The sequence below is a fragment of the Segetibacter sp. genome, from assembly GCF_025963695.1.
Classification (GTDB): domain Bacteria; phylum Bacteroidota; class Bacteroidia; order Chitinophagales; family Chitinophagaceae; genus Segetibacter.
This window is the reverse complement of sequence record NZ_JAOQAH010000119.1, coordinates 31,961-57,118: the sequence shown is the minus strand read 5'-3', so window position 1 is coordinate 57,118 and position 25,158 is coordinate 31,961. Positions and strand designations below refer to the sequence as shown.

The 25,158-nt window shown below is 42.8% G+C and carries 10 protein-coding genes; 6 read left to right on the top strand and 4 right to left on the bottom strand.

From position 1 onward, the window contains the following. Positions 1-821: 821 nt before the first annotated feature. Positions 822-3,173 (top strand): PAS domain-containing protein, encoded by a 2,352-nt coding sequence (locus JWR87_RS19940; RefSeq protein ID WP_297823616.1) that lies wholly within the window; start codon positions 822-824, stop codon positions 3,171-3,173. A gap of 30 nt (positions 3,174-3,203) precedes the next feature. Here JWR87_RS19940 and JWR87_RS19935 read toward each other — a convergent pair whose 3' ends face one another. After that, positions 3,204-5,639, bottom strand: coding sequence for an outer membrane beta-barrel family protein (locus JWR87_RS19935; protein ID WP_297823614.1), 2,436 nt, complete (start codon positions 5,637-5,639; stop codon positions 3,204-3,206). A 529-nt stretch (positions 5,640-6,168) separates the two neighbouring features. Between JWR87_RS19935 and JWR87_RS19930 the strand changes: the two genes are divergently transcribed. The 5 genes from JWR87_RS19930 to JWR87_RS19910 all read left to right on the top strand — a co-directional run bounded on the left by JWR87_RS19930 (position 6,169) and on the right by JWR87_RS19910 (position 10,816). Next, positions 6,169-6,633 carry a hypothetical protein gene (locus JWR87_RS19930; RefSeq protein ID WP_297823611.1) on the top strand — a complete coding sequence of 155 codons (465 nt, stop codon included), beginning with the start codon at positions 6,169-6,171 and terminating at the stop codon, positions 6,631-6,633. 137 nt (positions 6,634-6,770) lie between these two features. Continuing rightward, complete coding sequence (locus JWR87_RS19925) at positions 6,771-7,916, top strand: MFS transporter (protein WP_297823609.1); 1,146 nt, start codon at positions 6,771-6,773, stop codon at positions 7,914-7,916. Between the two features lie 162 nt (positions 7,917-8,078). After that, complete coding sequence (locus JWR87_RS19920) at positions 8,079-9,020, top strand: hypothetical protein (RefSeq protein ID WP_297823607.1); 942 nt, start codon at positions 8,079-8,081, stop codon at positions 9,018-9,020. Between the two features lie 67 nt (positions 9,021-9,087). Continuing rightward, entirely contained in the window at positions 9,088-10,395 is a 1,308-nt protein-coding gene (locus JWR87_RS19915) for a folylpolyglutamate synthase/dihydrofolate synthase family protein (RefSeq protein ID WP_297823605.1), read from the top strand. Between the two features lie 241 nt (positions 10,396-10,636). After that, positions 10,637-10,816, top strand: a complete 180-nt coding sequence (locus tag JWR87_RS19910; RefSeq protein ID WP_297823603.1) for a hypothetical protein — start codon at positions 10,637-10,639, stop codon at positions 10,814-10,816. A 121-nt stretch (positions 10,817-10,937) separates the two neighbouring features. Here the strand turns inward: JWR87_RS19910 and JWR87_RS19905 are convergent, their stop codons facing one another. From JWR87_RS19905 to JWR87_RS19895, 3 genes are all read right to left on the bottom strand, one after another. Then, on the bottom strand, positions 10,938-11,726 hold the full coding sequence (locus JWR87_RS19905; protein ID WP_297823601.1) for an SDR family oxidoreductase: 789 nt from the start codon (positions 11,724-11,726) through the stop codon (positions 10,938-10,940). Between the two features lie 2 nt (positions 11,727-11,728). Beyond that, positions 11,729-12,052, bottom strand: a complete 324-nt coding sequence (locus JWR87_RS19900) for a cupin domain-containing protein (RefSeq protein ID WP_297823599.1) — start codon at positions 12,050-12,052, stop codon at positions 11,729-11,731. 223 nt (positions 12,053-12,275) lie between these two features. Then, complete coding sequence (locus JWR87_RS19895) at positions 12,276-24,851, bottom strand: Ig-like domain-containing protein (protein ID WP_297823597.1); 12,576 nt, start codon at positions 24,849-24,851, stop codon at positions 12,276-12,278. Between the last annotated feature and the right edge of the window lie 307 nt (positions 24,852-25,158).

Genomic DNA, 25,158 nt, shown 5'->3' with positions numbered 1-25,158 from the left:
GCGTCTTCTTTCAAGGCCCACGGCCAGCGTTCAGTTGGCGTTCCATAGGTCATACAACCAAGGCAAATGCGGGATACCTGCAGGCCGGTATTTCCAAAACGAATATATTCCATAGTAGAAATTTTATGAAATGAGAAGGAGTGAAATGTTGCCATTAAACCGAAATATGTTTACTCACTAATTTTGTGCCTCTGCAATAACCCAGGTAAAATGACGCATCCTTAGGAAGATTTACAAATCAATTTTTTAAAAGTACTTTTTGGCTCCCAACAGTTGTACGTTGTGTTCATCATTCTTGCGTCGCACTCTTGTACTGTTGTCTTCTAATCATCCAGCGGCACGCATGCATTCTGTTTATAACAATATGACTTATTTTTCCGTTTCGGCAAATACAGACTGACCTGCATTTTCTTCCTGTTGAAAATTGATCCGTTCTTAATTTTCTGCCCAAACTATTTTTCTATGCGTTTACTTGCCTGCCTTCTTGCATCGGCTGTTTTTACAACAAATATTTCCGGTCTGTTTTTATGTAGCCATGGTCGGGTTACAACAAACGCCGGTATCATTTGTTGCTCTCCCGAAATTACGACGTAGGACCTTAGTTCATAAGTCTATCTACAATTCGACCTACAGCTTTTTCTTAGCTGATTTTTTTATTTGTGAGACCGTAACCTACGCAACAATGAAAAAATAGCAATACTGCAGCACGGGGTCAAAAAAATCGAAAAGCTTTAATTATTTCATTATTCATACAGCGTCGGCAATCTGACGTTTAGAAGGTTTTAACAGGTAATTTTACTGTATTAAATACACAATTAGTAATGATCGATCAATTGAAAGCAGAAGAAGTGATGGGTGCACATAATCTTACTAAATTGTTTGCCCAGGCACCTGCCCCTATTGCTATTTACAAAGGAAGAGAACTTAGATATGTGTTGGCCAACGACGCTTACTTACAAATTTTTAATTACCGAGATATAGTAGGAAAAACAGTTAGAGAGGCGTTTCCAGAACTGGAGGGACAACCTTTCTTTGGCATACTTGAAAACGTTTTTGATACTGGTGACCCTTTTTATGGAAATGAAATACCTGCATTAATAGACATGCATAATAACGGTATTCTAATTACCCGGTATTACAACCTGGTTTATACACCTTACCGTAACGATGATGGAGTAATAGAAGGAGTAATGGCTTTTGGACATGACGTGACTGGCCAGGTGGAGGCGCGCAAAAGAGAAATGGAAAGTGATGTAAGGTTTAGAAACATTGTTGAGCAGTCAACCGATCCGATCCTTATTTTAAAAGGAAAGGATATGGTGCTAGATGTGGCCAATACGGCTCTTTTTGAATTATGGAACGTAGGGAAGGAAGCATTACAAAAACCATTTTTAGAAATACTGCCCGAAATGAAAGGCCAGGGCTTCTACGACTTGCTGCTCGATGTGTATTCAAGTGGAACTACTCATTACGGAGTTGAAGTGCCTGCCACCTTTAAAAGAAGGAATGGAGAAATAGAGACCGTGTACTTCAATTTCATATACGAACCTTACCGGGAAGCAGATGGCAATATAAGCGGTGTTTTAATCCTCGCTACTACTGTAACGGAACAAGTGCTGGCAAAGCAAAAAATGAAACAAAGTGACATTAATTTCCAAAATATGATTTTGCAGGCACCAGTTGCTATGTGTGTTCTTAAAGGACCGGATCATGTAGTTGAAATTGCAAACGATAGAATGCACGAGTTGTGGGGCAAGCCGGAAAAGGATATGTTGGGAAAACCAATTTTTGAAGGACTGCCAGAAGTTAAAGAACAGGGGTTTGAAAAGCTATTGTATGATGTTTATACTTTCGGCAATCGTTTTATTGCAAATGAACGCGTAGTAATGCTGCCGAGGAACGGTAAAATTGAAACAACCTATATCAATTTTGTTTATGAGCCCTTTAGAGAGGGTAACAATACGATATCGGGAATAATAGCGGTTGCCACAGAAGTAACAGAACAAGTACTGGCAAGACAGAAAATTGAATATGCAGAAGAGAATGCAAGGCTTGCCATTGAGTTAGCAGACCTTGGGACCTACGAGATTGATTTACTAACTAACGAAATTATAACTTCAGAACGTGTTTATAATATTTGGGGGTTCGACCGGCATGAGCACTCGCGGACCGCATTTGCTATGCTCATTCATCCCGATGATGCTGAAATAAGGGCGCGGGCACATGAGGAAGCACAGATAACCGGCAATGTGTACTACGAAGTACGAGTAAATCGCAAAGATGGAACACAGCGATGGGTTAGGGTGAAAGGAAAAATTGTACACTACCAGGGAAACCCGGTGCGCTTACTGGGGGTTATACAGGATATAACAGAGCAGAAAATTTTTGCGGAAGAGTTGTCCAAACAAGTTGAAGAAAGAACAGTAGAGCTAAAAGAAGCAAATGAAAGACTTGAGCGGTCTAACGAAGAACTTGAACAGTTTGCTTATGTTACTTCGCACGACCTGCAGGAACCGCTAAGAAAAATTCAGATTTTCAGCAACATGCTGCTTGAGCAACATGACAAAAAGGAAGATGTAAAAAAGTATCTCGACAAGGTAAATGCTTCTGCAAAACGGATGTCTGGTTTAATTAAAGATCTTCTCGAATATTCACGACTTTCAAATAAAACATTACAGCTGGAAGCGGTAGACCTAAACTTGATTTTACAGAGTGTGAAGCTTGATTTTGAGTTGCTGATAAACCAGAAGCAAGCAGTTATTAAGAGCGATCGGCTGCCAACGATACATGCAATTTCTCTGCAAATGAATCAATTACTATACAACCTTGTTGGTAATGCCTTGAAATTTACAAAGCAGCACGTACCCCCGGCAATAACCATTACTTCGAATAAGCTGGCCGAGGATCGAAAAAAAGAGTTTCCACAGTTAATCGGAAATAAAGAATACTGGGAAGTAAAAATTGCAGACAACGGTATCGGATTCAACCAGGACTATGCAGATAAGATTTTTACTATTTTTCAGACTCTTAGCGAAAAAAGTTCTTATGGCGGCTATGGAATAGGCCTGGCCCTGTGCCGTAAAATTGTAACTACACACGGCGGTATTATTTATGCCTCCGTTAACGAGCAAGGCGGCGCTTCATTTACTTTTATATTACCTCAGAACCAGTAGTAATATGCTGTAACAAAAGAAAAACGTTACTTATTCTTCGCTAACTTTTTTTACCTGCTTCGATTGCTTTATACGGTAATTCAGCGTAATATTTACCTGCCTTCTCCTTTGTTGCGAGTTTCCTTCTGTAAAAAAATTAGGGCCAGCAGTTATGTACCGGTTGCGGCGCGAATTAAAAACATCGAGCACATTAAACGTAAGTGTGCCGTTTCCCTTAAAAACATCTTTGTTCATAGAGAGGTCAATATAATAAAGCGCTTTTCTTTTGCCCTGTGCAGTTTTCTGAGGCGCTTCATAATTTCCCCTTAGCTGCATGTCGAAATTTTTAGGGAACATAAACCGCGAAGTTTGCCTTGCAAACCAGCTATAAGTACTGGTCTTGTAACTTTTTATAATGTTGCTTCCATCAATGTCGGCATGAAAGAAATTGAAATTGAAATCTAGTTTCCACCAATTGTAAGGAGTATAGCCGCTGGCGAACTCGGTTCCAAATGCTTTTTCAGACAACAAATTTTCCGGCCTGGTGCTGGAGTTACCTTCTGCATTTACCCTCCTGATGCGATCAATTTTGTCTTTTGTACTGCGGTAATAAATTGATGACGAAAGCGAGCCTTTGTCAAAGTATTTTATATGGCCTATCTCGAAAACATTAGTGAATTCAGGATTCAAATCGGGGTTGCCGCTAAAAAAATTTCGGCTGTCAGAAAAAGTCATATAAGGGCTAAGGTCATCATAAACCGGGCGCCTAACCCTGCGGCTGTAACTTAGTTGAATAGCGTTTTGTTTGGCAAGATCGACCGTTACGTGTGTGCTGGGAAAAAAGTTCATATAACTTCTTGGGTTCACCTGGTTAGTTTCAGCCAGGGTGGTCTTTACGTCGGTCCACTCTGCTCTAAGGCCGGCCTGGTAAGAGACCTTTTTAGTTTTATTGCCTAAAATTCCATAGGCTGCATTTATATTTTCCCGATAGAAAAAATTATTGTCAAGCCCTGCAATGGGAAGAAAATCGCCGGAAGCATTCTTTTCCGTTACCAAATAATCATTCTGCATATTTCTCAAGCTGCTTCTAAGTCCCATTTCAAATTTCCCTTCTTTACTAATTGGTTTGGTATAATCTAGCTGAAACAAATACTGCTTTTCATATTCATCGTTCGGCGATTTTTGTATAATGGCTTTGGCAATATTTTCTGTACCGTTAGCCTGAAAAAAGTGTTGGTTAAACACCTGCCGCGAACTTTCCCAATTATCCAGGTACTTAATCTCCCCAACTAATTCATGACCTTTTTGCCCAAATGATTTTTTATAAATTAATGAATATTCCGAGTTTGACTCTACCTCATCTTCATTTTGTGTACGGGTAGATATACTGGTAAGTTTAGATGCATTGTTTAAATAGTCTTCGTACCTGATGTTGGTTTTCCTGTTGGCATCACTTCTGCGGAACAAATATGAACCGGTGAGAATACTTGTCTCGTTGAAATAATAATCGATGCCTCCGCGAATATTATTGCTAAAGCCGGTAAGCATGCCATTATTGGTTTGCTTTAAAATGAAGGTGGTATCCTTACCGTAAACTTCCTGGTACAACCGCCCCTCGTTTGGCTGCCTTCGGTACGAGATACCATAATTGACAAAGAAGTTTACTTTTTTATGGCGGTAATTGAGATTGGCTGCGCCGCCGAGGTTAGTTGGATAACCTGAGGTAACCTCAAAAGAACCGTTGAATCCTTGCCGTTTATCTTTCTTTAAAACAATATTTATTATACCTGCCATTCCCTCTGCCTCGTAACGGGCGGATGGATTCGTTATTATTTCAACGCGGTCAATCATGCTGGCCTGCAGTTGCTGTAGTCCGCTGCCTCCTTTAAAACTAACCAGGCCTGAAGGTTTACCATCTATTAAAATGCGAACGTTTCCACTTCCACGCAGTTTTACACCTCCCTCGGGATCAACAGAAACAGATGGAATATTTGTGAGAATGTCGGAAGCTGAGCCGCCTGCATTTGCCAGGTCTTTTCCAACATTAAAAATTTTCTTGTCCAGAGAAAGTACCATTGAACTCTTTTCAGATTGTACCACAACTTCCTGTAATGTATTTGCTGAAGGGGTTAATTTGATGATGCCGAAATCGTGTGTTGAATGCTCTTTTGAAAGCGTAAACTCGGCGGACTTGTAGGGTTTGTAACCCATAAAATCAATTTGAGCATAAAAACGTCCATAACTTAATTCAACTAAAAAACTTCCAGCCTCGCTGGCTACGCTTTCGTGTTCTAACTTCTTATCGTTGCTTTTAAATATTTTTATGCCCGAAAAACTCAAACCTGCGAGGGACGAAGAATCAGAAATTTTACCTTTCACGATTGCTTGTCCTGCCGGCTGGGCAGCTAGTTGCAGGGAGGTGAATACAAAAGTTAATAAAACGATATAGGGATTGAATGACCAATGCGGCAAGTACATTTTTTTCATATAGTAATTAAGGCATTAAAAATAATGTGTTTTGAAGGTAAGAATTGAAGTGTTTAGCATTCAATTACTAAAAACATCTAAACTTCGAGCTTAAATAACCATCAAAATGGTAGAAAGCGCAGTAGAATAATAAAAGTTGAAGGGTGTGACACAACGATGTTGAAGAAAAAACACATGCTTGTCAAAAAAAAAATTAAAAGTTAAAACAAGCGCAAATAAAAGCCCCTTTTTACAGGGGCAATTATTATTGAAACTGGGGGGGGCGTTTTATTAAATTTTCAGAAATGCTTTGAAAAAGCAAAAGAACTTATGAAAAGTAATATTATATATTGAGGTACACAACATCATTACACAAAGCCATAACAACAATTCTTTCCACACGTTGCTGTGGATAATTACGGTTTTCCTGGCTTTCAATCCAACCAGGAACCCGTTTATGTCGCCCGCTAACACCAATTGAATTTAGAAGTTTTTAATGTAGGGTCTCTTTGGCATTGTATTTTAACGGGTAGTAAAAAATTATAATGAGATGAAATTATTATCAGCTATAGGAGGAGGATTTGCAGGAGCAGCTACACTTACTTTACTGCATGAAACAATAAGGAGACTGACGAAAAAAGCACCCCGAATGGATCAATTGGGAATGGAAGCTATTGGCAAATCGCTTGTAGCCGTAAAGCTTCCTGTACCAGAAGAGCATACTCTTTTTAAAATTACTATGGCGGGTGATATTATATCTAATTCTCTTTATTATAGCGTTGCAGCTATTGGTGATGAGAAGAAAATTATGCTTCGTGGAATACTATTGGGATTAGCCGCCGGACTTGGTGCTGTTTATTTACCGAAGCCAATGGGATTAAGTGAAAGGTTAAGTAACCGTACTTTAGAAACAAAATTGATGACAGTTGGCTTATACCTTACAGGTGGTGTTGTTGCTTCGTTAGCAAGTAAATTAATAGAGAACAGCAATAAAAATAAATCCGAGGGTTTGTAAAGCTTCACATAGTTATCTTGCATTTTCCTGACGCTGCCTGCCTAAATAATCATTCTTAAACCCACCCAAATTTTGCATGCCTGGTGTCGCAAGTTGCGATGCAAACTTCATACAAAATTTATGTCTGCAACGACTATATGACTTCAATAACTTCTAACAGGGCACACAGGATAGCGGTGTCAGCATTCTTTTTTTTATTTGGATTTGTCTTTGCAAGCTGGGCGTCAAGGATCCCTGCAATTCAAAATAAGCTTCGGTTATCAGAAACAGAGCTGGGTCTGGTACTCTTTTCCCTCCCGGTAGGCTTACTTGTATCACTTCCAATTTCAGGATGGCTGGTAGCAAAAAAGGGAAGCAAAACGGTTGCTTGTATTGCTGCTATTGTTTATAGTTGCTTATTGGTAACGCTAGGTATGGCTTCTACCAAAGTTGAACTAATGGCGGCCCTCTTCGTTTTTGGTCTTGCCGGTAATATGGGCAACATTTCTTTTAATACACAGGCTGTAAACGTGGAGGCTCTTTATAAGAGAAATATTATGGCTTCTTTTCATGGCGTGTGGAGCCTTGCTGGTTTTTCCGGCGCTGCGTTAGGAACTTTTATGACCGGTATTGCGGTTGCCCCTACCTATCATTTTGTGATCGTTCTTGCCGTTGCGATTTCCATTTTTTTAGTTGCCTCCCGTTATCTTGTCGTTAGTGATTTGAAGTCAAAAGAGAATGCGCCATTGTTTGTTATGCCCAATAAGTCATTTCTGACACTTGGCTTAATAGCATTTTGCTCGATGCTTTGTGAAGGCGCGATGTTCGATTGGAGCGGCATATATTTCAAAAATGTGGTAATGGCAAAGCCTTTACTTGTTGGGGCAGGCTATACTGCTTTTATGTGCACCATGGCCATCAGCCGTTTTGTAGCTGATTATTTCACCTTCCGCTTCGGGTTTAAACGTGTTGTGCAAGTAAGTGGATTGATCATCATGTCAGGACTATTGATAGCCGTCGTTTTTCCAACTTTTTATGCCTCTGTTCTGGGCTTTTTGCTGGTGGGGGTAGGCGTATCGTCAATAGTTCCGCTGGTATATAGTGCAGCAGGAAAATCTAAGACATTATCTCCCGGAATAGCGCTCGCCTCAGTATCAACTATTAGCTTTTTTGGATTTCTTATCGGCCCCCCTCTAATAGGATTATTAGCGGGTGTCTCTAGCCTTCGACTGTCTTTTGCAGTAATTGCTTTTATGGGTCTCTGTGTAACCATTCTGGCCAGTATAACGAAAGAGAATTACTGATTATTCTTAAAATCTACATGGTTGCCTAAAGCCCCTGAACACGTACAACAATACCAAACGCCATTCTTAACCTTTATTTATCGGCTTGTTGTGCATTCAGGCATTGTTATAAGAGTAATTTTCAACATTAAAAGAACCTGGTAGTACGATAATTATATTTGTATGTCTAACTATAATTTAATGGCGCCCGCATTTAATAGAGAAAAAAACATTAAAGCTGCTACTTACACTTCTGTTGTTTGTGTATTGCTTTTTATTGTTTTCTTTTTTGTGAAATGGACTTTGCCCCAAATTGCACCTCCGGTGATGGAAGAAGGGATTGAAGTAAACCTGGGAAACAGTGATGAAGGATTAGGAGATGTAGCACCAGAAGTACCAGGTGAGCCTGCTGCGGCTAAAGAAGAAGCTTATTCGCCGCCTGCTCAATCTACACCGGCTCCACCTGTTGCACAGGAAGAGAATATCCAGGGGGATGAAAACGAAACCGACGATGCGCCGGTAGTAAACAAAGATCCCAAACCTGTAGTCAGAAAGACGTTACCTACACCTGTACCGGCAAAACCAAGGGAAATTGATAGACCTGTGGCCAACACCACTCCTGTAAGACCCCGTCCAAATACCCAGCCGGTTGCAAACCCTACCCCTGCACCTCCACAACCTAAAGCGATTTATAAAGGTGGCACTAGCAACGGGGCGGGCGGCAATGGTGCCGACACATATAATGGGGTAAGAAACCAGGGAGTGGCAGGTGGCCGAGGCGACCAGGGAAGTCCAAACGGTAACCCAAATTCAGATAGCTACAAGGGCAATGCGGCCAGCGGCAACAGCGGTGTAAGAATTCGCAGTGGATTAAGCGGCAGACGAGTTACAAGGTATCCGTCATTTGAAGATGACTTTAATGAGAATGCCAAGGTAGCGGTTGATATTAAAGTGGATAAAAGCGGAAATGTTGTGTCAGCAACTGTAAACCCACGTGGCACCACCACTACCAATGGAAATATAAGATCTATTGCCACACGCAAAGCTTTACAATTAAAGCTGAATGCAGGCGATGAAGATGATCAGTCTGGCACTATTCTATTTGATTTTAAATTGAAAGGATAAATTTCGAAAGCAATATTCTTACAAATAAATCTCTCATAACCGTAGCTTTGACAGCTACGGTTTTTTTATGCTCAACTACCAACAAACCATCGACTACCTGTTTCATCGGCTGCCTATGTTTAGTCGTTTAGGGACTGCGGCCTTTAAAGCAGACCTAACTAATACAATTAAACTTTGCCAGGCTTTAGGCAGTCCCGAACAAAGTTTTAAGAGCATACATGTAGCAGGTACCAACGGCAAGGGCTCTACCAGTCACATGCTTGCTGCAACATTGCAAACTGCCGGCTACAAAACGGGATTGTATACTTCACCCCACTTAAAAGATTTCCGCGAAAGAATTAAGGTAAATGGCGAAATGGTTGAGGAGTCGTTTGTGATACAATTTACAGAGCAAATAAAACCCCTGATCGAAGAAATAGAACCCTCGTTTTTTGAGATTACTGTGGCTATGGCTTTTACCTGGTTCGCGCAACAAAAGGTTGACATTGCAGTCATCGAGGTGGGATTGGGTGGCCGGCTTGACAGCACTAATATTATCACTCCCGAGCTTGCCATTATTACCAATATTGGTTACGACCATATGAATTTGTTGGGCGATACACTCCATAAAATTGCAGGTGAAAAAGCGGGCATTATTAAACAAGGGATACCGGTAGTCGTCGGTGAAACCTTACCTGAAACGAAACCTGTTTTTGAGGAAAAAGCTTTTGAATTAAATGCTCCAATTTATTATGCCCATGAAAACAAGTGGGTTGCAGACTGGCACCAGGTGAGCAGTCAATTAAAAGTAAATATTGCAGATAAACGCACAGATGAAAGAAAGGAGTATAGCCTGGAATTAACAGGACTATACCAGGTACAAAACCTGTTAACAGTTTTGGAAGCTATTCACCTGCTTACTAAAATGGGTTGGAAGATTCAGGAGAAACATATTAAGTACGCCCTGGAAAATATAAGAAGACTAACGGGGTTGCACGGACGGTGGGAAGTAATCCACGATCGCCCGTATACTGTTTTAGATGTAGCGCATAACGAAGATGGGATCAAACAGGTAGCGGGTCAATTAGAGCATTGCAATTTTCAAAAACTGCGAATTGTTATTGGAATGGTTAAAGACAAAGACATTTCAGCCGTGCTTTCATTGCTGCCGAAATATGCTCAGTATTATTTTACAAAAGCACAAATACCAAGAGCTTTACCAGAACAAGAGCTGGCATTAAATGCAGCGGACTACGACTTAAAAGGTCATGCTTTTGCAACCGTTATCGAAGCAGTGCAGCATGCTATTGATGATGCACACGAAGATGATATGATACTAATATGCGGAAGTGTTTTTGTTGTCGGCGAGGTAGAGGTAGAACAGTTGAAATGGTAGGCTGTGAAGATGGCGAAGAATTGACTTAGTAAATAATATAAAGTTATGGGAACCATGTATGCAGACATAGAATTGATAAATGCAGTTGATTAGGGAATGGTTCGGCGGCACCAAATGGATACAGATGAAGTCAGTAGAATATGGGTATAATGCGGCTCGACAGCGGAGCGTATATGACGGCCATTAATGCAAGTATATTAAGCCAGTTGGACTTACCGTGATTGAAAAACGAAAGGCGCAAATGGCTGACGGAAGCATTGTAGAATATGATATTGCCGCACCAATAGAAGTACACTTTGCCAATAGAAAGGCGGTATGTAATGCCTTTGTTCTTAAGGGTGACGCAGAACCGCTTTTAGGAACAATCCCTATGGAAGAAATGGATGTTCTTATACACTCCGGCGGCAGGAATTACTTGTAAATCCTGATCATCCAAATTACGCTGTGTTAAAAATGAAATAGATTTAATTAAGTGGAACTTGTAGGCTTTACCGCTGCAACTCTCGTCGGGGCTTGGTCTTATTTTATCGCCTTTACCAACCCTACAGTCCACCTGTTCTTCCTCCGTCAACAGGTAAATTGATACCGTTTATATAAGCTGCTGCCGGCGAACAAAGAAATGCCACGGCAGCCCCAAATTCTGCAGGCTCCCCTACCCTTTTGGCTGGTATTGAGGCAATCGTTTTTTGAAATACATCTTCCTTAGTTAGCCCCTGATCTGATGCCTGTTTGGAAAACAAATAATTCAACCGATCAGTGTTGGTATACCCCGGTAATACATTGTTTACTGTTATGCCATAACCAGCCATTTCGTTTGCCAAGGTCTTTGCCCAATTTGCAACTGCGGCTCTAACAAGGTTGGATATGCCTAAACCATCAATAGGTTGTTTTACGGCAGTTGATACGATATTTACAATTCGCCCAAAGCCTGCCTTTATCATTCCTGCAACGAGTAGTTGTGCCAGTACATGGCTGCTGATTACATGAGTACGAAAAGCTTTTTCCATTTCGGCTGGATCTGTATCTATCATTGGGGCTGAAGGTGGGCCACCTGCATTATTAACAAGTATGTGTATTGTATTTCCTTTCGAAATGAAGGCCATCACAGTTTTCTTTACTTCTTCTGGCTGCGCCAGATCTAAAACCAGGAACTCATGCTTTTGCCCTTTTGAAGTATCTAAGTGCTTTACTGCAGATCTTAATTTATCATCACTTCGGCTAGCGATAATAACACTAGCGCCCAATAGGGCAAGTTCAGTTGCGCAGGCTAGTCCGAGTCCTTGCGAGGCGCCACAAACAAGAGCTGTTTTATTGGTTAAATTAAGATCCATATTTAAAATTTATAATCTTCTCTTTCAGGTAAAAAAACATCTAATAACTCGCATGGCGTTACTGCCCTGCCACCATGCTTAACATTAGGAGGAATTACAGCAACTTTTCCAGGTTCCAACAATTGAGTTTCACCATCTACTGTCAGTTCAAATTTTCCTTTTAAAACAGTTGCAACCTGTTCATGCATATGAGCGTGTTCCGGAATTATAGCACCCTCGTCTACTGTCCAATACATGTACGTCATCGTACCAGTATGCATCGCACGGCCGCTGTATCCGGGTATTATTTCTTTTTCGTTTAAATCGCCGATACTTATAAAAGGCATATTAAAGTTTGATTTGGTTTACCATTAAGTCTGCAAAACCTGCTACAAATTTACCAAAAGAGTATGCATAAAAAATGAAATATCAACTCAGGTATTTGCTGATGACGATAACGGAGCATAAGTCTTGATTAAAAAGCACCATTTGGGGTAGCTTTTTAAGGAAAAACAATTAGTAGCGCCCCAAACGCTGGTGTAAGCAATATCGTTGCTAAAAGACTATATACTACTGTTTGATTAATTTTTCGAAGTATACTGCCTTTTTTATTGCAATCACCACCATATATAAGCCTGACGGCATTTTGCTTGTTTCAGAAATCCTTATCAAATTAGCTCCTTTTTGCAGCTCTACGTTTCTTTCTATCACTAGCTTTCCAGACCCATCCAATATTGAAATATCTGCATGCTGATTTTCTATAGAAGAAATATTGATAGTAAAACCACTAACTACAGGATTTGGATAAACCTTAATTGTTATTGCCTCTTTCTGACTCTTTTTAAAGGAGATGATCTTAGAGTAACTCTTCTGACCACTCTTTGTAGTTTGCTGCACGCGGTAATAAACCACATCAGTATTATATGTGCTTATGTCATCGTCATAAGAGTAAGTCGAAGAAGCTGTATACTTTGGTAGAAACTGGTCGATGGGACTAAAATTAATTCCGTTTTTACTTCTTTCGAGTGTATAGTTTCTCACTTCTTCCTCATTCTCTACTTTCCATTTCAACTTCGCAATATTCTTCTCGAGGATACCTGAAAATTCCAGTATGGGTAGTGGCAAAACATAACTTGCCCTCCAATCACGATCCCCTGACGGGAAAGAACGAATTAATTGAACTGCAGAACCACTCGGAGTAGGTCCGCTCCACCCACCATTTGCACCCATTTGGCTGTTTGTGACATTTTTAAACTTATTTGCTACAGTAAGTGAATTGATGTTTAGAAAATCAAATTGGTCCAACATTCCATCGCCATCCGTATCCAAAGAATTGATATTGGATTGATCAATATTGAATATTCTCGACGCTTCATTAATATCAGCTGCACCATCATTATCGGTATCAAAGTCGATATAATCGGGATCTCCATCGTAGTCATGATCATAAGGTGAAATGCCTGCTCCGCCATAACTATTTATGCTGATATCATAGACATTGGCTAACCCGTCATTGTCTGTATCGGCATCATGGGGAACAACATAACTTCCCGTTGGCTGACCTTCTACATTATCGGAAATGCCGTCATCGTCACTATCAATGTCCATAAAGTCGGGCTGCCCCCGCAAATCAGTATTATTAAGGTTTAAAGCTGAAAGTGAGCTTACACTTGTGGCCCAGCCGTTGGTTTGTGCTCCTGATACCATACCATTGCTTACAGCTACAGAGGCCGGCATCCCCGCCTCTATCACATCGGTTAAGCCATCTCCATCAGAGTCAAGATCATAAGGATTTGGCAAACCGATGCCATCGGTGTTTTTATTAGGATAATTCTGAGGCCTTCCGTTACTTAACACGTCTATACTTGTTTTTAACAACGCACCTGCCATCTCAAAGTCATCACTAAATCCATTACCATTGGCATCAAAGAAACCGTCTACCCGTCCGTCATTGTTTACGTCTGGTGCACATACTTCCACGATATCCGAAATACCATCATTATCGCTATCAAGATCAAGGCGGTTTGCAACCCCATCTCCGTCAAAATCCCAGTTACCCAAACCATTTCCCGAGCCGGCTGCGCCTGTATTACTACCATCCACATTCTGAGAAAGTCCATCAGCATCGGTATCAGTATAACTATCTATAATACCGTCTCCATCAGAGTCGGCGCCCCCCGATTCAACAACGTCTGGTATGCCATCATTATCACTATCACTATCCAGGTAATCCGGTGTTCCGTCGCCATCTGCGTCTAGTATCGCAACAGCTCCATTAGAATTGAGTACACCATATTTAAAATCCTGGTAATTTAAAATACCATCATCATCATTATCGGCTGAAGGGTCGGTGGCGCCTGCAAGGCAACCAAAACCGGTTGCTCCATTGCCACAAATCTCAACTACATCTGGTATACCATCGTTGTCGTCATCAATATCCTTTGTATCCTCTATACCGTCACGGTCAAGGTCTGCTAAAAACTTCAGCGTAACTGATCCAGCGGCTGCTGACGACACACCTGCATCATCAACTGTATAGTAGGTAACGATCACCTTTTTTGTTCCATCAATCGGGTCTACAGCTACTGGCATGGTAGGTTGCCCTGTTACTGTAGCAGTAATAACTACTCCCCCGGGAGGAAATGTTGCACCGGTATAAGGAATGCTATTGATTGTAATTGAAGTTGCGTTATTTGGAAAAGTTGCCAAACGAATGTTCTTAATTATACCGGGGGAAGGATCACTACCAATTCCGGTATTAACAAAAGCGATTGGCGGAACGGGGAAACTGATTGTGCTGCCAGGATTTACTGCTGTAAAAGTACCACTACCAGGGCTGGGGGCTTGTTCAATACCAAAATTAACACCCGTAATATTGAGGCTGCCAGTATTTACTGAAATGGATGAAGTAGGAACACCTGTTTTGTTTCCTGTTCCTGCACCATTACTTGTTCCAAAACCATCACCCACGCTTGCCCATCCTACCGGTAAATCAGCAGAAGCAGGCGCTGTAGCATAAAGTGCGACATTACTGGTAGAAAGCACTAGTTTATACTTTTCAAATACATCAGCAAGTGGAAAAGTATATGCACCAGTAGTGTTATTTACTGTTGTTCTAAACGCAACTTTTCCCAATGTGTCAACGAGGTAAGCATAGAGAGTAGCACCAGCGGGAGAACCAAGGGACGTTCCATTAATTACGCCATCTGTTACACCATTCACATCGTGATATAAGGTACCATTAACAGTGATGCTCTTTTTAGCTATACCAAAATCGAATGGATTTAGACAACTTCCTCCTGTAATGGCCGAGAAATTGTGCTTTGTAATAGTGGTGGTATAGTAATTTGGCAAAACCGAAGCATTTGAAATTGCAGTGATATAACAGATAGGATATTTTAAATAGCTGATCGAAATGTTATCGATATAAACAGTATCAGTATTTCCTACCCCCGGATTGGTTAAAAACCGGATATAAGTATTAGAGGTAGCAAAAGCGGTAATGTCCTGGTTGAACACGTTTACATATTTAGCGTCCCGGGTTCCATCTCCTAAAATTGTATAAACTGTTGCAAATACGCTTCCATCTTTAGAAGCCTGTACAATAATATTTTGCCCGGCTGTAAGGGTGGTTGCGGCTCTTCGGTAAGAAAAGCTTAAAAACGCCGCCGAAGCTCCACTAAGGTTAATAATCCTTGTTGCCGACGCACTTGGATTTTTTAACCTGATCGCATAACTATTGCTTATACCGTCCTTTACTAATTCAACGTTTGTGTTTGCATACGTTTGGGCCGGGTCTACACAAAATCCTACAGATGGATCTCCCTTATCTGTCCACGGTCCTACCCATGGCGTATTTCCATCGTTACCGGTAGCACAGGTGGTTCCACCAGCGCCATTATCAAAATCATCAGCAATCGTTCGTTCGGGATAAGTAATAAACTGATACGAACCAGAATTGTCTACAACCACCGAGTCTGTAATCTCGTTTACATCAATCGTGGCATTGCAGTTTGCATCGGTGTACAGATACACTTTTGTGCCCGGTACACCTAAATTGCCGTCGTTGTTTATCCCGTCTTTACTCCTGTCAAGAAATACCATTCCCGAAATAATATTCTGGTTAGCGGGAGTGGGACAAAATGCGACTTTGATAAAGACAGTTGCAATATCACACTTTATAGGAGAAGGGGTTGAGCATACATTATATTCCAAAGTATCTAATCCCACGAATCCAGCCTCCGGTGTGTATAGCAGAGTACCGTTCGCATTTACAGATACCGTTCCGTGTTTCGGTTGCAACAACCCATCGGTAGTAACTGTAGCAGGGTCTAGCACGGCCAGGAACGAAGCATCATTCTTCAAAACCGGAATTGTTACTGATTTATCAACAAGTGTATACCCGTAGTCATCGTTGGCAAAAATTAGTTTAACGGCACAAAAAGGTTGAATAGTAGTACCCACATCCCAACTTGGATTTGCCGGGTTTGCACTGGCAGGATCTTCTCCATACACAGCAGCGATTTTTGTTCCGTCGCAGGTATACACAGCGAGGCCGCTCTGGTCATTATCCGTGTCGAAAAGTTTTCTGTAGTTTAAAGCATTCAAAGTATAAGCAACATCATACTTTAACCCACAAGGACTAGTAAGAGCTCCGTTCTGAATATCGCCGTTATATCTTACATAAACAGTAGTATTATTTGCAGGCGTTACCCATAGAGGATTATCATTTGTTGTTCCATCAGTTGATCCAGGGGCCCATGCAATGGTGGCAAAGGTGGTTAATCGTGCCTCGGCAATCAGGTTAAAGGCCCAATCAAAGGTGGAACCCTCGTTTTGACCCGCGGCACCTGAATAGCCCGGCGTATAGGAGTCTACAATCTCAATTGCAGTGAACGCCTCCTTAGTTGGGTTTACAAATTTATAAGCAGCCGTTGCAGATAGGCCTAGCGGAAAGCGTTTCACCGTTTTCGCCGGTAGATTTATCACTCCCGTGGTATTATTTCCCCGGGTCCAGGTTATGTTAATAGGACGGCTAAGACTATTATACAACATTACAACAGAAGAATCGGGTGACAAAGTTGTCGGTACCGGCGTATAGTAGACATTTGAATACCAGGTTGCAGGATAAATAGGCACTTCCCTTGAAGAAAAGCCATCGATACCACCAAAATGAAGATCGACCCCTACAAGATCTGTACTTACCAATGTTGCACCTGATAATACGTTTCCATTTACAAGGAGAGACTGCCCTTCGCTTAGTGTGTCGGAGGTTTCAAATGTTCCGTCGTTATCCTTGTCAATGTTGATAATATTATTATTCGATGCAGATCGTACAAACAAGGCAGTATAAGCGAAATCCCTGCTTGGAAAATTCTGACCTGCAGGAATGGTAAAAGCCTGACCAAAATCGGATGTAGATGTTACGTTTGTTTTCATCGCCTGCACTCCTAACCTTGAAGGTTCGCCGCAAACCTGGGTCACAGCAATCTGTCCAGACGACTCGATCTTGTCTCTACCATCGTAGAAAATATTTGCAGGATTCCGAGGAAACGAAGGAATTGTATTGTCAAAAACAATACTTCCGCCGGCAGGTATAATGTCATCGGAGTATCCGGGGGCAATACCGTTATAAGGATTACCATCGCCCCAAACCTGGGTTGTATTCTGGCTTGGATTCAATAAATCCGGTTCATACCCGTCCTCCCAATGATCCCACGAAACAATCATGCTTGGATACGGCATTTTTAGACTAATAATCGTACGGATATTATTACTTGGCATGGGAAGAAACCCCGGAGCGCTGGAGGCTATTAATGCCCTTCGTACATCATCTTCAGGATAGGTAATGTAATACAGGTGGCTCAAATTTGCCTCAGAGCACGGATCGATGAAAAGGGGATTTATGGTAACAACAACCTGTGCTGTGGTACACAGTGCGGTTGGCATGGTGCTGTCGCAAATCTGGTAGGTAATGGTATCATTACCAGCATAAGATCCGTTTGGCACGTACACAAGCAAGCCTTTAGAAACGAACACCGTACCGTTTCTGGGTTCGTCTATAACACGAAGAGATGAGACATTGATGTTATTGTTAGGATCATAGTCGTTTGCAAGTACATCAATCTGTAATGGTGCACCGCCTGCTCCTGTAGCAGAGTCATTTATAGCCACGGGCGGACAAGAAGAACAAAGTGCAAAGTTCATGGCCTGCACACTTGATACGGTGTTTTCAAAACCTTGTTTAGCAGTAGCAGCGAGGTTTATATTGCCCGAAATCATTGGAGTAGTCCAAGCATACTCATACGTTTGAGAACAGCCCGAAGTTGCCACAACGGCAGGGGTAACACTACTTCCGGGAGGCGTAATGGCAAGGGTAAAGCCGGTAATGTCATCTAAACCAAAGGGATTACTTACCGTTGTTCTTACGTAAACAGTATTGCCACTTACCTCGCTAATAATAGGCGTACCGCCGGGATTGGGCACTTTGTAAACAGCCATACCGGTAGTTCCTATGAAGCTTGAAACAGGAAAATCAATTTTAGATGGAGCAACTTTACTATCATACTCTACTTTAAACCCTACACCTGCCTGGTTGGTCGTAAGAGTTAATGATATTGCCTGTCCTGCAGCTATTGTTACGTCAGCAGGAAGGCTTCCCACAAATTTCAAAACTCCGGTCTCACTGTTATATGTGGGATTAGGAAGCTCAATAAGAGTCGTTCCATTATATGAAATATTTGCGGTAATAGTTGGATTAGCCGGCATGGTGCCATTAGCAATAACAAGATAGTTTGTTACCGTTATTGTTCCGGCCTTTACTGTAAGCGGACCACATAAAGCAGGTGCCTGGGTAAACGTAGTGGTTGTAACGATTTTAGAAGGCTTGATGGAAATACCGGCAGCAACCCATGCCTTTGATGATTGATTACCGGCCAGGCCAAAGGTAACGTTTGCATTTCCTGCAGCGCCGGGTTGGGTTGTTCCTGCACCATTAATATTTGTCTGCGTGGTTGTCCAAATGTTTGTACCCGTAGTCGACGTTAAAGCTCCGTTGGCTCCTGCTATCGCAAATACTAATTCATTGGCGGCTGAAGGGACAGACAGTGAAGGATTTGTTTGGCTGCTTTGTGAGCTGGCGGAAGCATAGGTACTAAATGGAGTAGCCTGATCTACGCCAGTGTAAGATGTAACGCCCACTACTACACCACTGATAGCTGTCGGAGCCATATTGACCACCACGTTTGCTACGCCGGAGGCCGGACTTAACAACCGGTAGATAGCCACCGTTTCTGTTCCGTCTGATCTTACTGTTCCTACGAGTGATAATGGCACTCCCCCAAATGTAACTGATTGAATTGCGGGGTTATTTGTGTTTGCATATGAAATACCAACGAGCATTAAACGATCCGTACCTGTACCAACAGTATGGGAGACTGTTACCGAAGCGCCACGCCCCGATCCTGAAGTTGTATAGTCTAAGGCAACTGCGGTATTTGTCGTTGATAAGGTACTGGTTTGGGAGGTAGTCAAGTCATTGGTATTTACAGGATCAACTCTGTCTAAAGCCTGGTTGGGGTCCGACAAGTAGAGTGAGGTGGTTACTTGTGTGGGGTTGATATTAACAATGTGCGTCCCCGAAGAAGGGCCGTTACATCCGGTTGCTGTTGCAGTAATATAAGTACTTCCACTCCAGAGGGCATTAAAAGTAACCGCGCCGGTAGTCGAATTGATTGAATTTCCCGCCAATGTGCTGGATGAGTCAAGAGTATAAGATATCCCGGTACTACTTGTAGCCGATGCGGAGTACGTGGTTGTTCCGGATGAAGCTGTTCGGGCAGAAGTTGCACCAAGCGCAAACACTGGTATCCCAACTGTAGGCGTAATGGTAACTGTATGGGTTGCGTTGGAGGGACCGTTACAACCACTGGCCGCAGCAGAAATTTGGGAAGTGCCGCTCCAGGTAGTATTAAAAGTTACCATTCCTGTTGCAGGATCAATGGTGTTGCCCGCAGCAGTGCTTGCAGCATCGAGGCTATAAGTAATACCGGTAGAATTGGTAGCGGAAGCTGTAAAAGTGACAGCGCCCGATGCCTCGCAAATTGTTGATGTTGCTCCTTTTGCAAAAACAGGCGTTCCAACAGTAGGTGTAATTGTAATTGTATGTACACTTGACGAAGGACCATTACAACCCGCAGCTCTTGCCGTTACCGTAGTTGTTCCTTTCCAACTTGCTGCAAAAACAACAGCACCAGTGTTTACATTTATGGTATTGCCGCCTGTAGAACTGGCTGCATCAATCGTGTAAGTAATACCGGTAGTATTCGAAGCCGAAGCAGTATAAGTAACAGGTCCTGCTCCCTGGCACCGTATTGAGGTTGTACCAGAAGCAAACTCAGGCGAGCCGACTGTAGGGGTAACATTTGCTGAGTGATTGGCAGCTGAAGGACCGTTACAGCCGGTGGCTGTTGCAGTAATAACAGTAACCCCGGTGTAGGAAGCAACATAAGTTACTACACCGGTAGCAGCATTAATGGTATTACCGGCAGCAATGCTTGCATTGTCAATACTGTAAGTAATCCCAGTATTCGTAGTGGCAGTTGCAGTGTAAGTAACTGTTCCCGCGCCCTGGCACCTTGTTGAGTTTGCGCCTAAAGTGAATGCCGGCTTTCCTACAGTGGCAGTCACCGTAACAGTGTGGGTAACGGTCTTTGGTCCGTTACAACCTGCAGCACTTGCAGTTATAATAGAAGTTCCGCTCCAATTGCCCGCGTATGTCACATCGCCGGTAGAAGAGACAATAGTATTACCTGCACCCCGGCTGGTTGCATCTAATGTATAAGTGATGCCTGTTGTATTGGTAGCTGATGCTGAATAGGCGACTGTTCCTGCTCCCTGGCATCTTGTAGAAGTTGTTCCGATAGCAAAAACTGGCGTGCCAACTGTTGGAGTAGTTGTAACGGTGTGGGCACTTGTTACTGGTCCGTTACAACCTGTGGCACTTGCTGTAATCGTGGATGTTCCTGACCAGGCAGCTGCATAAGTTACGGCTCCAGTAGCTGCATTTATAGCATTCCCACCTGTTACGCTGGCGGCATCGAGAGTGTAAGTAATACCAGTGTTTGCCGTTGCGGTTGCGGTGTAAGGTACTGTTGTAGCTCCCTGGCAACGAACTGAAGTTGCGCCTAGTGCAAACACGGGTGTACCAACAGTTGCAGTTACAGTTACGGTATGGACGGCAGTTTTAGGTCCATTACAACCGTCGGCGCTCGCTGTAATTCTTGTCGTACCACTCCAGGTGCTGCTGTAAATTACGGTTCCTGTTGCGGGGTCGATAGTATTACCTCCTGCAAGATTTGCAGCGTCCAGGCTATAAGTAATTCCGGTAGTTGTTGTAGCGGTAGCAGTATAGGTTACTGTACCCGGCCCCTGACACCGTGTTGACGTTGCTCCCATGGCAAATACAGGTGTACCAACTGTAGGCGTAATTGTTACTGTATGTGTAGCTGTCTTTGGTCCGTTACAACCTGCTGCACTTGCCGTGATGGTGGATGTTCCACTCCAGCCTGCGGCGTAGGTAACATCGCCCGTGGAAGCATTAATGCTATTGCCTGCTGTTCTGCTTGCTGCATTTAATGTATAAGTAATACCCGTAGTATGGGTTGCTGTTGCCTTATAGCCTACTACGCCTGCTCCCTGGCATCTTACCGATGTAGACCCAATATCAAATACAGGCACACCTACAGTTGGGGTGATGGTAACAGTATGACTGGCTGTTGAAGGTCCATTACAACCTGTGGCTGTTGCAGTAACAACTGAAGTGCCAATCCATGATGCAGCATAAGTTACTGCACCCGTAGAAGCTACAATGGTATTGCCTGCCGCAAGACTCGAATCGTCCAATGTATAAGTAATACCCGTATTGGTGGTTGCTGTTGCGGTATAAGTAACCGACGGAGATGCCTGGCAAATAGTAGAACTGGCACCTTTTGCAAATACAGGGATTCCTACTGTGGCAGTTACCGTTACTGTATGCGTGGCAGTCTTTGGTCCGTTACAACCTGCTGCACTCGCTGTAATAATTGTTGTTCCGCTCCATGTTGGCGAATAAGTTACATCACCTGTGTTTGCATCTATCGTATTTCCCCCGGCAGTACTGGCGGCATTTAAGGTATAAGTGATACCCGTAGTTGTCGTAGCAGTTGAACTATAATTTATAATCCCCGAAGCCTGGCATATGGTTGATGTTGCTCCCTTTGCAAATACAGGTGTACCTACCGTTGGCGTTATCGTAACTGTATGTGTAGAGGTTTGAGGTCCATAACATCCTGCAGCACTTGCTGTAATCGTTGAAGTTCCACTCCAACCTGCTGCATATGTTACAACACCTGTAGATGCATTAATGCTGTTGCCACCCGTAACACTTGCCCCGTCGAGGCTGTAAGTTATACCGGTGGTATTGGATGCAGAAGCTACATAAGTAACAGCTCCTGATGCCTGGCAAATGGTAGAACCCGCTCCTATTGTGAACACCGGCACTGTTACAGGGGCATTGGTCGTAACTGTATGACTGGAGCTTGATGGTCCGTTACAACCTGTTGCTGTAGCTGTGATTGTTGAGGTACCCAACCAGGCTGCATCATAAGTAACTGTACCCGTTGCAGTATCTATCGTATTACCTGCCGCTGTACTGGCAGCATCTAAACTATAAGTGATACCTGTGTTATTGGTAGCCGATGATGTATAGGTAACTGAACTTCCGGCCTGGCAGCGGCTTGACGTTGCTCCCATGGCAAATACAGGTGTACCAACTGTCGGCGTAATTGTTACTGTGTGTGTAGCTGTCTTTGGTCCGTTACAACCTGCTGCACTTGCCGTAATGGTTGATGTTCCACTCCAGCCTGCGGCGTAGGTAACCTCTCCCGTGGAAGCATTAATACTGTTGCCGCCTGTTGTGCTGGCTGCATCTAAGGTATAAGTGATACCCGTAGTATTGGTGGCCGTTGCATTATACATTACTACGCCTGCTCCCTGGCAACGTACTAATGTAGACCCAGTATCAAATACAGGCACACCTACAGTTGGGGTGATCGTAACAGTATGACTGGCTGTTGTAGGTCCATTACAACCTGCGGCTGTTGCAGTAACAACTGAAGTCCCAATCCATGATGCAGCATAAGTTACTGCACCCGTAGAAGCTACAATGGTATTACCTGCCGCAAGACTTGCATCGTCCAATATATAAGTAACACCGGTTGTATAATTGGCTGATGACGTATAAGTGGTTGTTCCTGCTCCCTGGCAACGAGTTGAAGTTCCTCCCAATGCAAAAACCGGAACCGTAACAATTCCATTAGTAGTGACCGTATGCGTAGACGCTTTCGGACCATTACAACCGGTTGCAGTTGCAGTGATGATTGTCGAACCAACCCAGCTAGCCGTAAATGTTACTTCGCCCGTAGCTGCATTAATAGAGTTGCCGCTACTAATACTGGCAGAGTCAAGGCTATAGGTAATTCCGGTATTGGTGCCGGCAGAGGCACTGTACGTAATTATTTCAGCTCCAATACAACGGGTAGAACTTACTCCCGCTGAAAATACAGGCGTACCTACCGTTGGCGTTATCGTAACTGTATGTGTAGAGGTTTGAGGTCCGCTACATCCTGCAGCACTTGCTGTAATCGTTGAAGTTCCACTCCAACCTGCTGCATATGTTACAACACCTGTAGATGCATTAATGCTGTTGCCACCCGTAACACTTGGCCCGTCGAGGCTGTAAGTTATACCGGTGGTATTGGATGCAGAAGCTACATAAGTAACAGCCCCCGATGCCTGGCAAATGGTAGAACCCGCTCCTTTTACAAACACCGGCACTGTTACCGGTGCTATGGTAGTAACAGTATACGTGGCTGTTGTTGGCCCACTACAACCATTGGCCGTTGCGGTAATGACAGATGGACCAAACCAGGTAGCTGAAAAAGTCACATCTCCCGTAACTGCGTTTATCACATTTCCTCCTGTGGTACTTGTAGCGTCCAAACTATAAGTGATGCCGGTACTATTGGCAGCTGTAGCAGGATAACTAAGTGTACCAATTCCTTCACAACGTGTTGAAGTGGCACCTACACCGAAAACAGGCGGGCCGACATTCGGCGTAATCGTTACTGTCCTGCTACCGGCACCTGTGCTCCAAATATTGTAGACTGTATCTAAAGCACGAATGTAATAAGTACCTGAGCTCGTAACCGTACAGGTGGGCTCAGGTTTAGCAGTGCTGGTGCCGGTCGCAGTAGCCTGCCAATACCAAACTTCGTTGCCTGTAGGTACTCCAGTCCGGGTTAAGGTTACTCCGGGATTAGCACACTGAGGAGAGTTTGATGTAGGATTGGCAGGGTTTGAAGGAATTTTAACTACCAATCCGCTTACAGACACATTATCATTCATCCACGTTGTACCTTTTTTATCTATAGTAAAGACATACAAACGAAAAGTGACGTTGCTAATATTTGTAAAAACACCGGCAGGAAGACTGATATTACTAACGGTAGCTGCATCCTTTACAGTGTTACCCGAACTTATATTAGTTGCATAATTGTCGACACTCGACCGTAATACCCATTGTGATAATACGCCGCCGCCTGGGTCTGCACTTGTTTGATGAGTAAATGACAGGGATGATAACCTCAGAAGGTAACCACTGTTTGCTGTTACTGAAAACTGGTTGTAGTCAGCTAACGATATACTCGCTGTTATATTTAAATCTTTATTTACAAACTCCGACAGCGAGGCAACGCAAGTACCTCCGGCGTTTGTAAAATTGCCAAAACTTACATTAGCAACCTGTCCGCTTGCTGTGTTATTATTATTAGGGCAACTAGCTAGAAGTAGCCCTGTAAAAGGGTAATTACCTAATTGTTGTGCCGATGCATTGGAAATGACAAAACCAACAATGACGGCAATTAAAAAAAAGGCTTTAAAACAAGATTTTTTTTTAGCAAAAGCTGTTTTTACGAAATATTGTACGGCTGTATTTCCTTTTGAGAAAGACTTTATTGCAGATGATATAGAAGGATTGAAGAAGTAGCTTTTAGCTTCGGGGGAGCATAGGAGCTTGTTTGGCAGAAGTGTTCTACAGACGTTTCTCATGATTCAAAAGGATATTTCCAGTTTTTGGAAAAACTGAGTTTTTGTAGAAACGTTATTAAGAAAGGGAATATTGTTTATTTACGTCGCAGATAGAATTATTACCCCCGTTTTTCTCAGTTGAGGTTGGACCCGATGCCGTAAAAGAGCTTTTCTTATAGCCTCCTATGTATTTAATAAATACTAATAATGCATTCGGCTTCCCGGGGCTTAGTGCGCGGGGAAAAATAAAAAGCAGGAAAGATTTTAAAGGAGTTTTTGCGTCTTCTAAAGGTTCAAATCGTTTAATTAGTAGCTAGAATTGAACCCC

Excerpts from the sequence above, each read along its gene's own strand:
- JWR87_RS19940 (WP_297823616.1), top strand. The coding sequence starts at position 822 with ATGATCGATCAATTGAAAGCAGAAGAAGTGATGGGTGCACATAATCTT.
- JWR87_RS19935 (WP_297823614.1), bottom strand. The coding sequence starts at position 5,639 with ATGAAAAAAATGTACTTGCCGCATTGGTCATTCAATCCCTATATCGTT.
- JWR87_RS19930 (WP_297823611.1), top strand. The coding sequence starts at position 6,169 with ATGAAATTATTATCAGCTATAGGAGGAGGATTTGCAGGAGCAGCTACA.
- JWR87_RS19925 (WP_297823609.1), top strand. The coding sequence starts at position 6,771 with ATGACTTCAATAACTTCTAACAGGGCACACAGGATAGCGGTGTCAGCA.
- JWR87_RS19920 (WP_297823607.1), top strand. The coding sequence starts at position 8,079 with ATGTCTAACTATAATTTAATGGCGCCCGCATTTAATAGAGAAAAAAAC.
- JWR87_RS19915 (WP_297823605.1), top strand. The coding sequence starts at position 9,088 with ATGCTCAACTACCAACAAACCATCGACTACCTGTTTCATCGGCTGCCT.
- JWR87_RS19910 (WP_297823603.1), top strand. The coding sequence starts at position 10,637 with ATGGCTGACGGAAGCATTGTAGAATATGATATTGCCGCACCAATAGAA.
- JWR87_RS19905 (WP_297823601.1), bottom strand. The coding sequence starts at position 11,726 with ATGGATCTTAATTTAACCAATAAAACAGCTCTTGTTTGTGGCGCCTCG.
- JWR87_RS19900 (WP_297823599.1), bottom strand. The coding sequence starts at position 12,052 with ATGCCTTTTATAAGTATCGGCGATTTAAACGAAAAAGAAATAATACCC.
- JWR87_RS19895 (WP_297823597.1), bottom strand. The coding sequence starts at position 24,851 with ATGAGAAACGTCTGTAGAACACTTCTGCCAAACAAGCTCCTATGCTCC.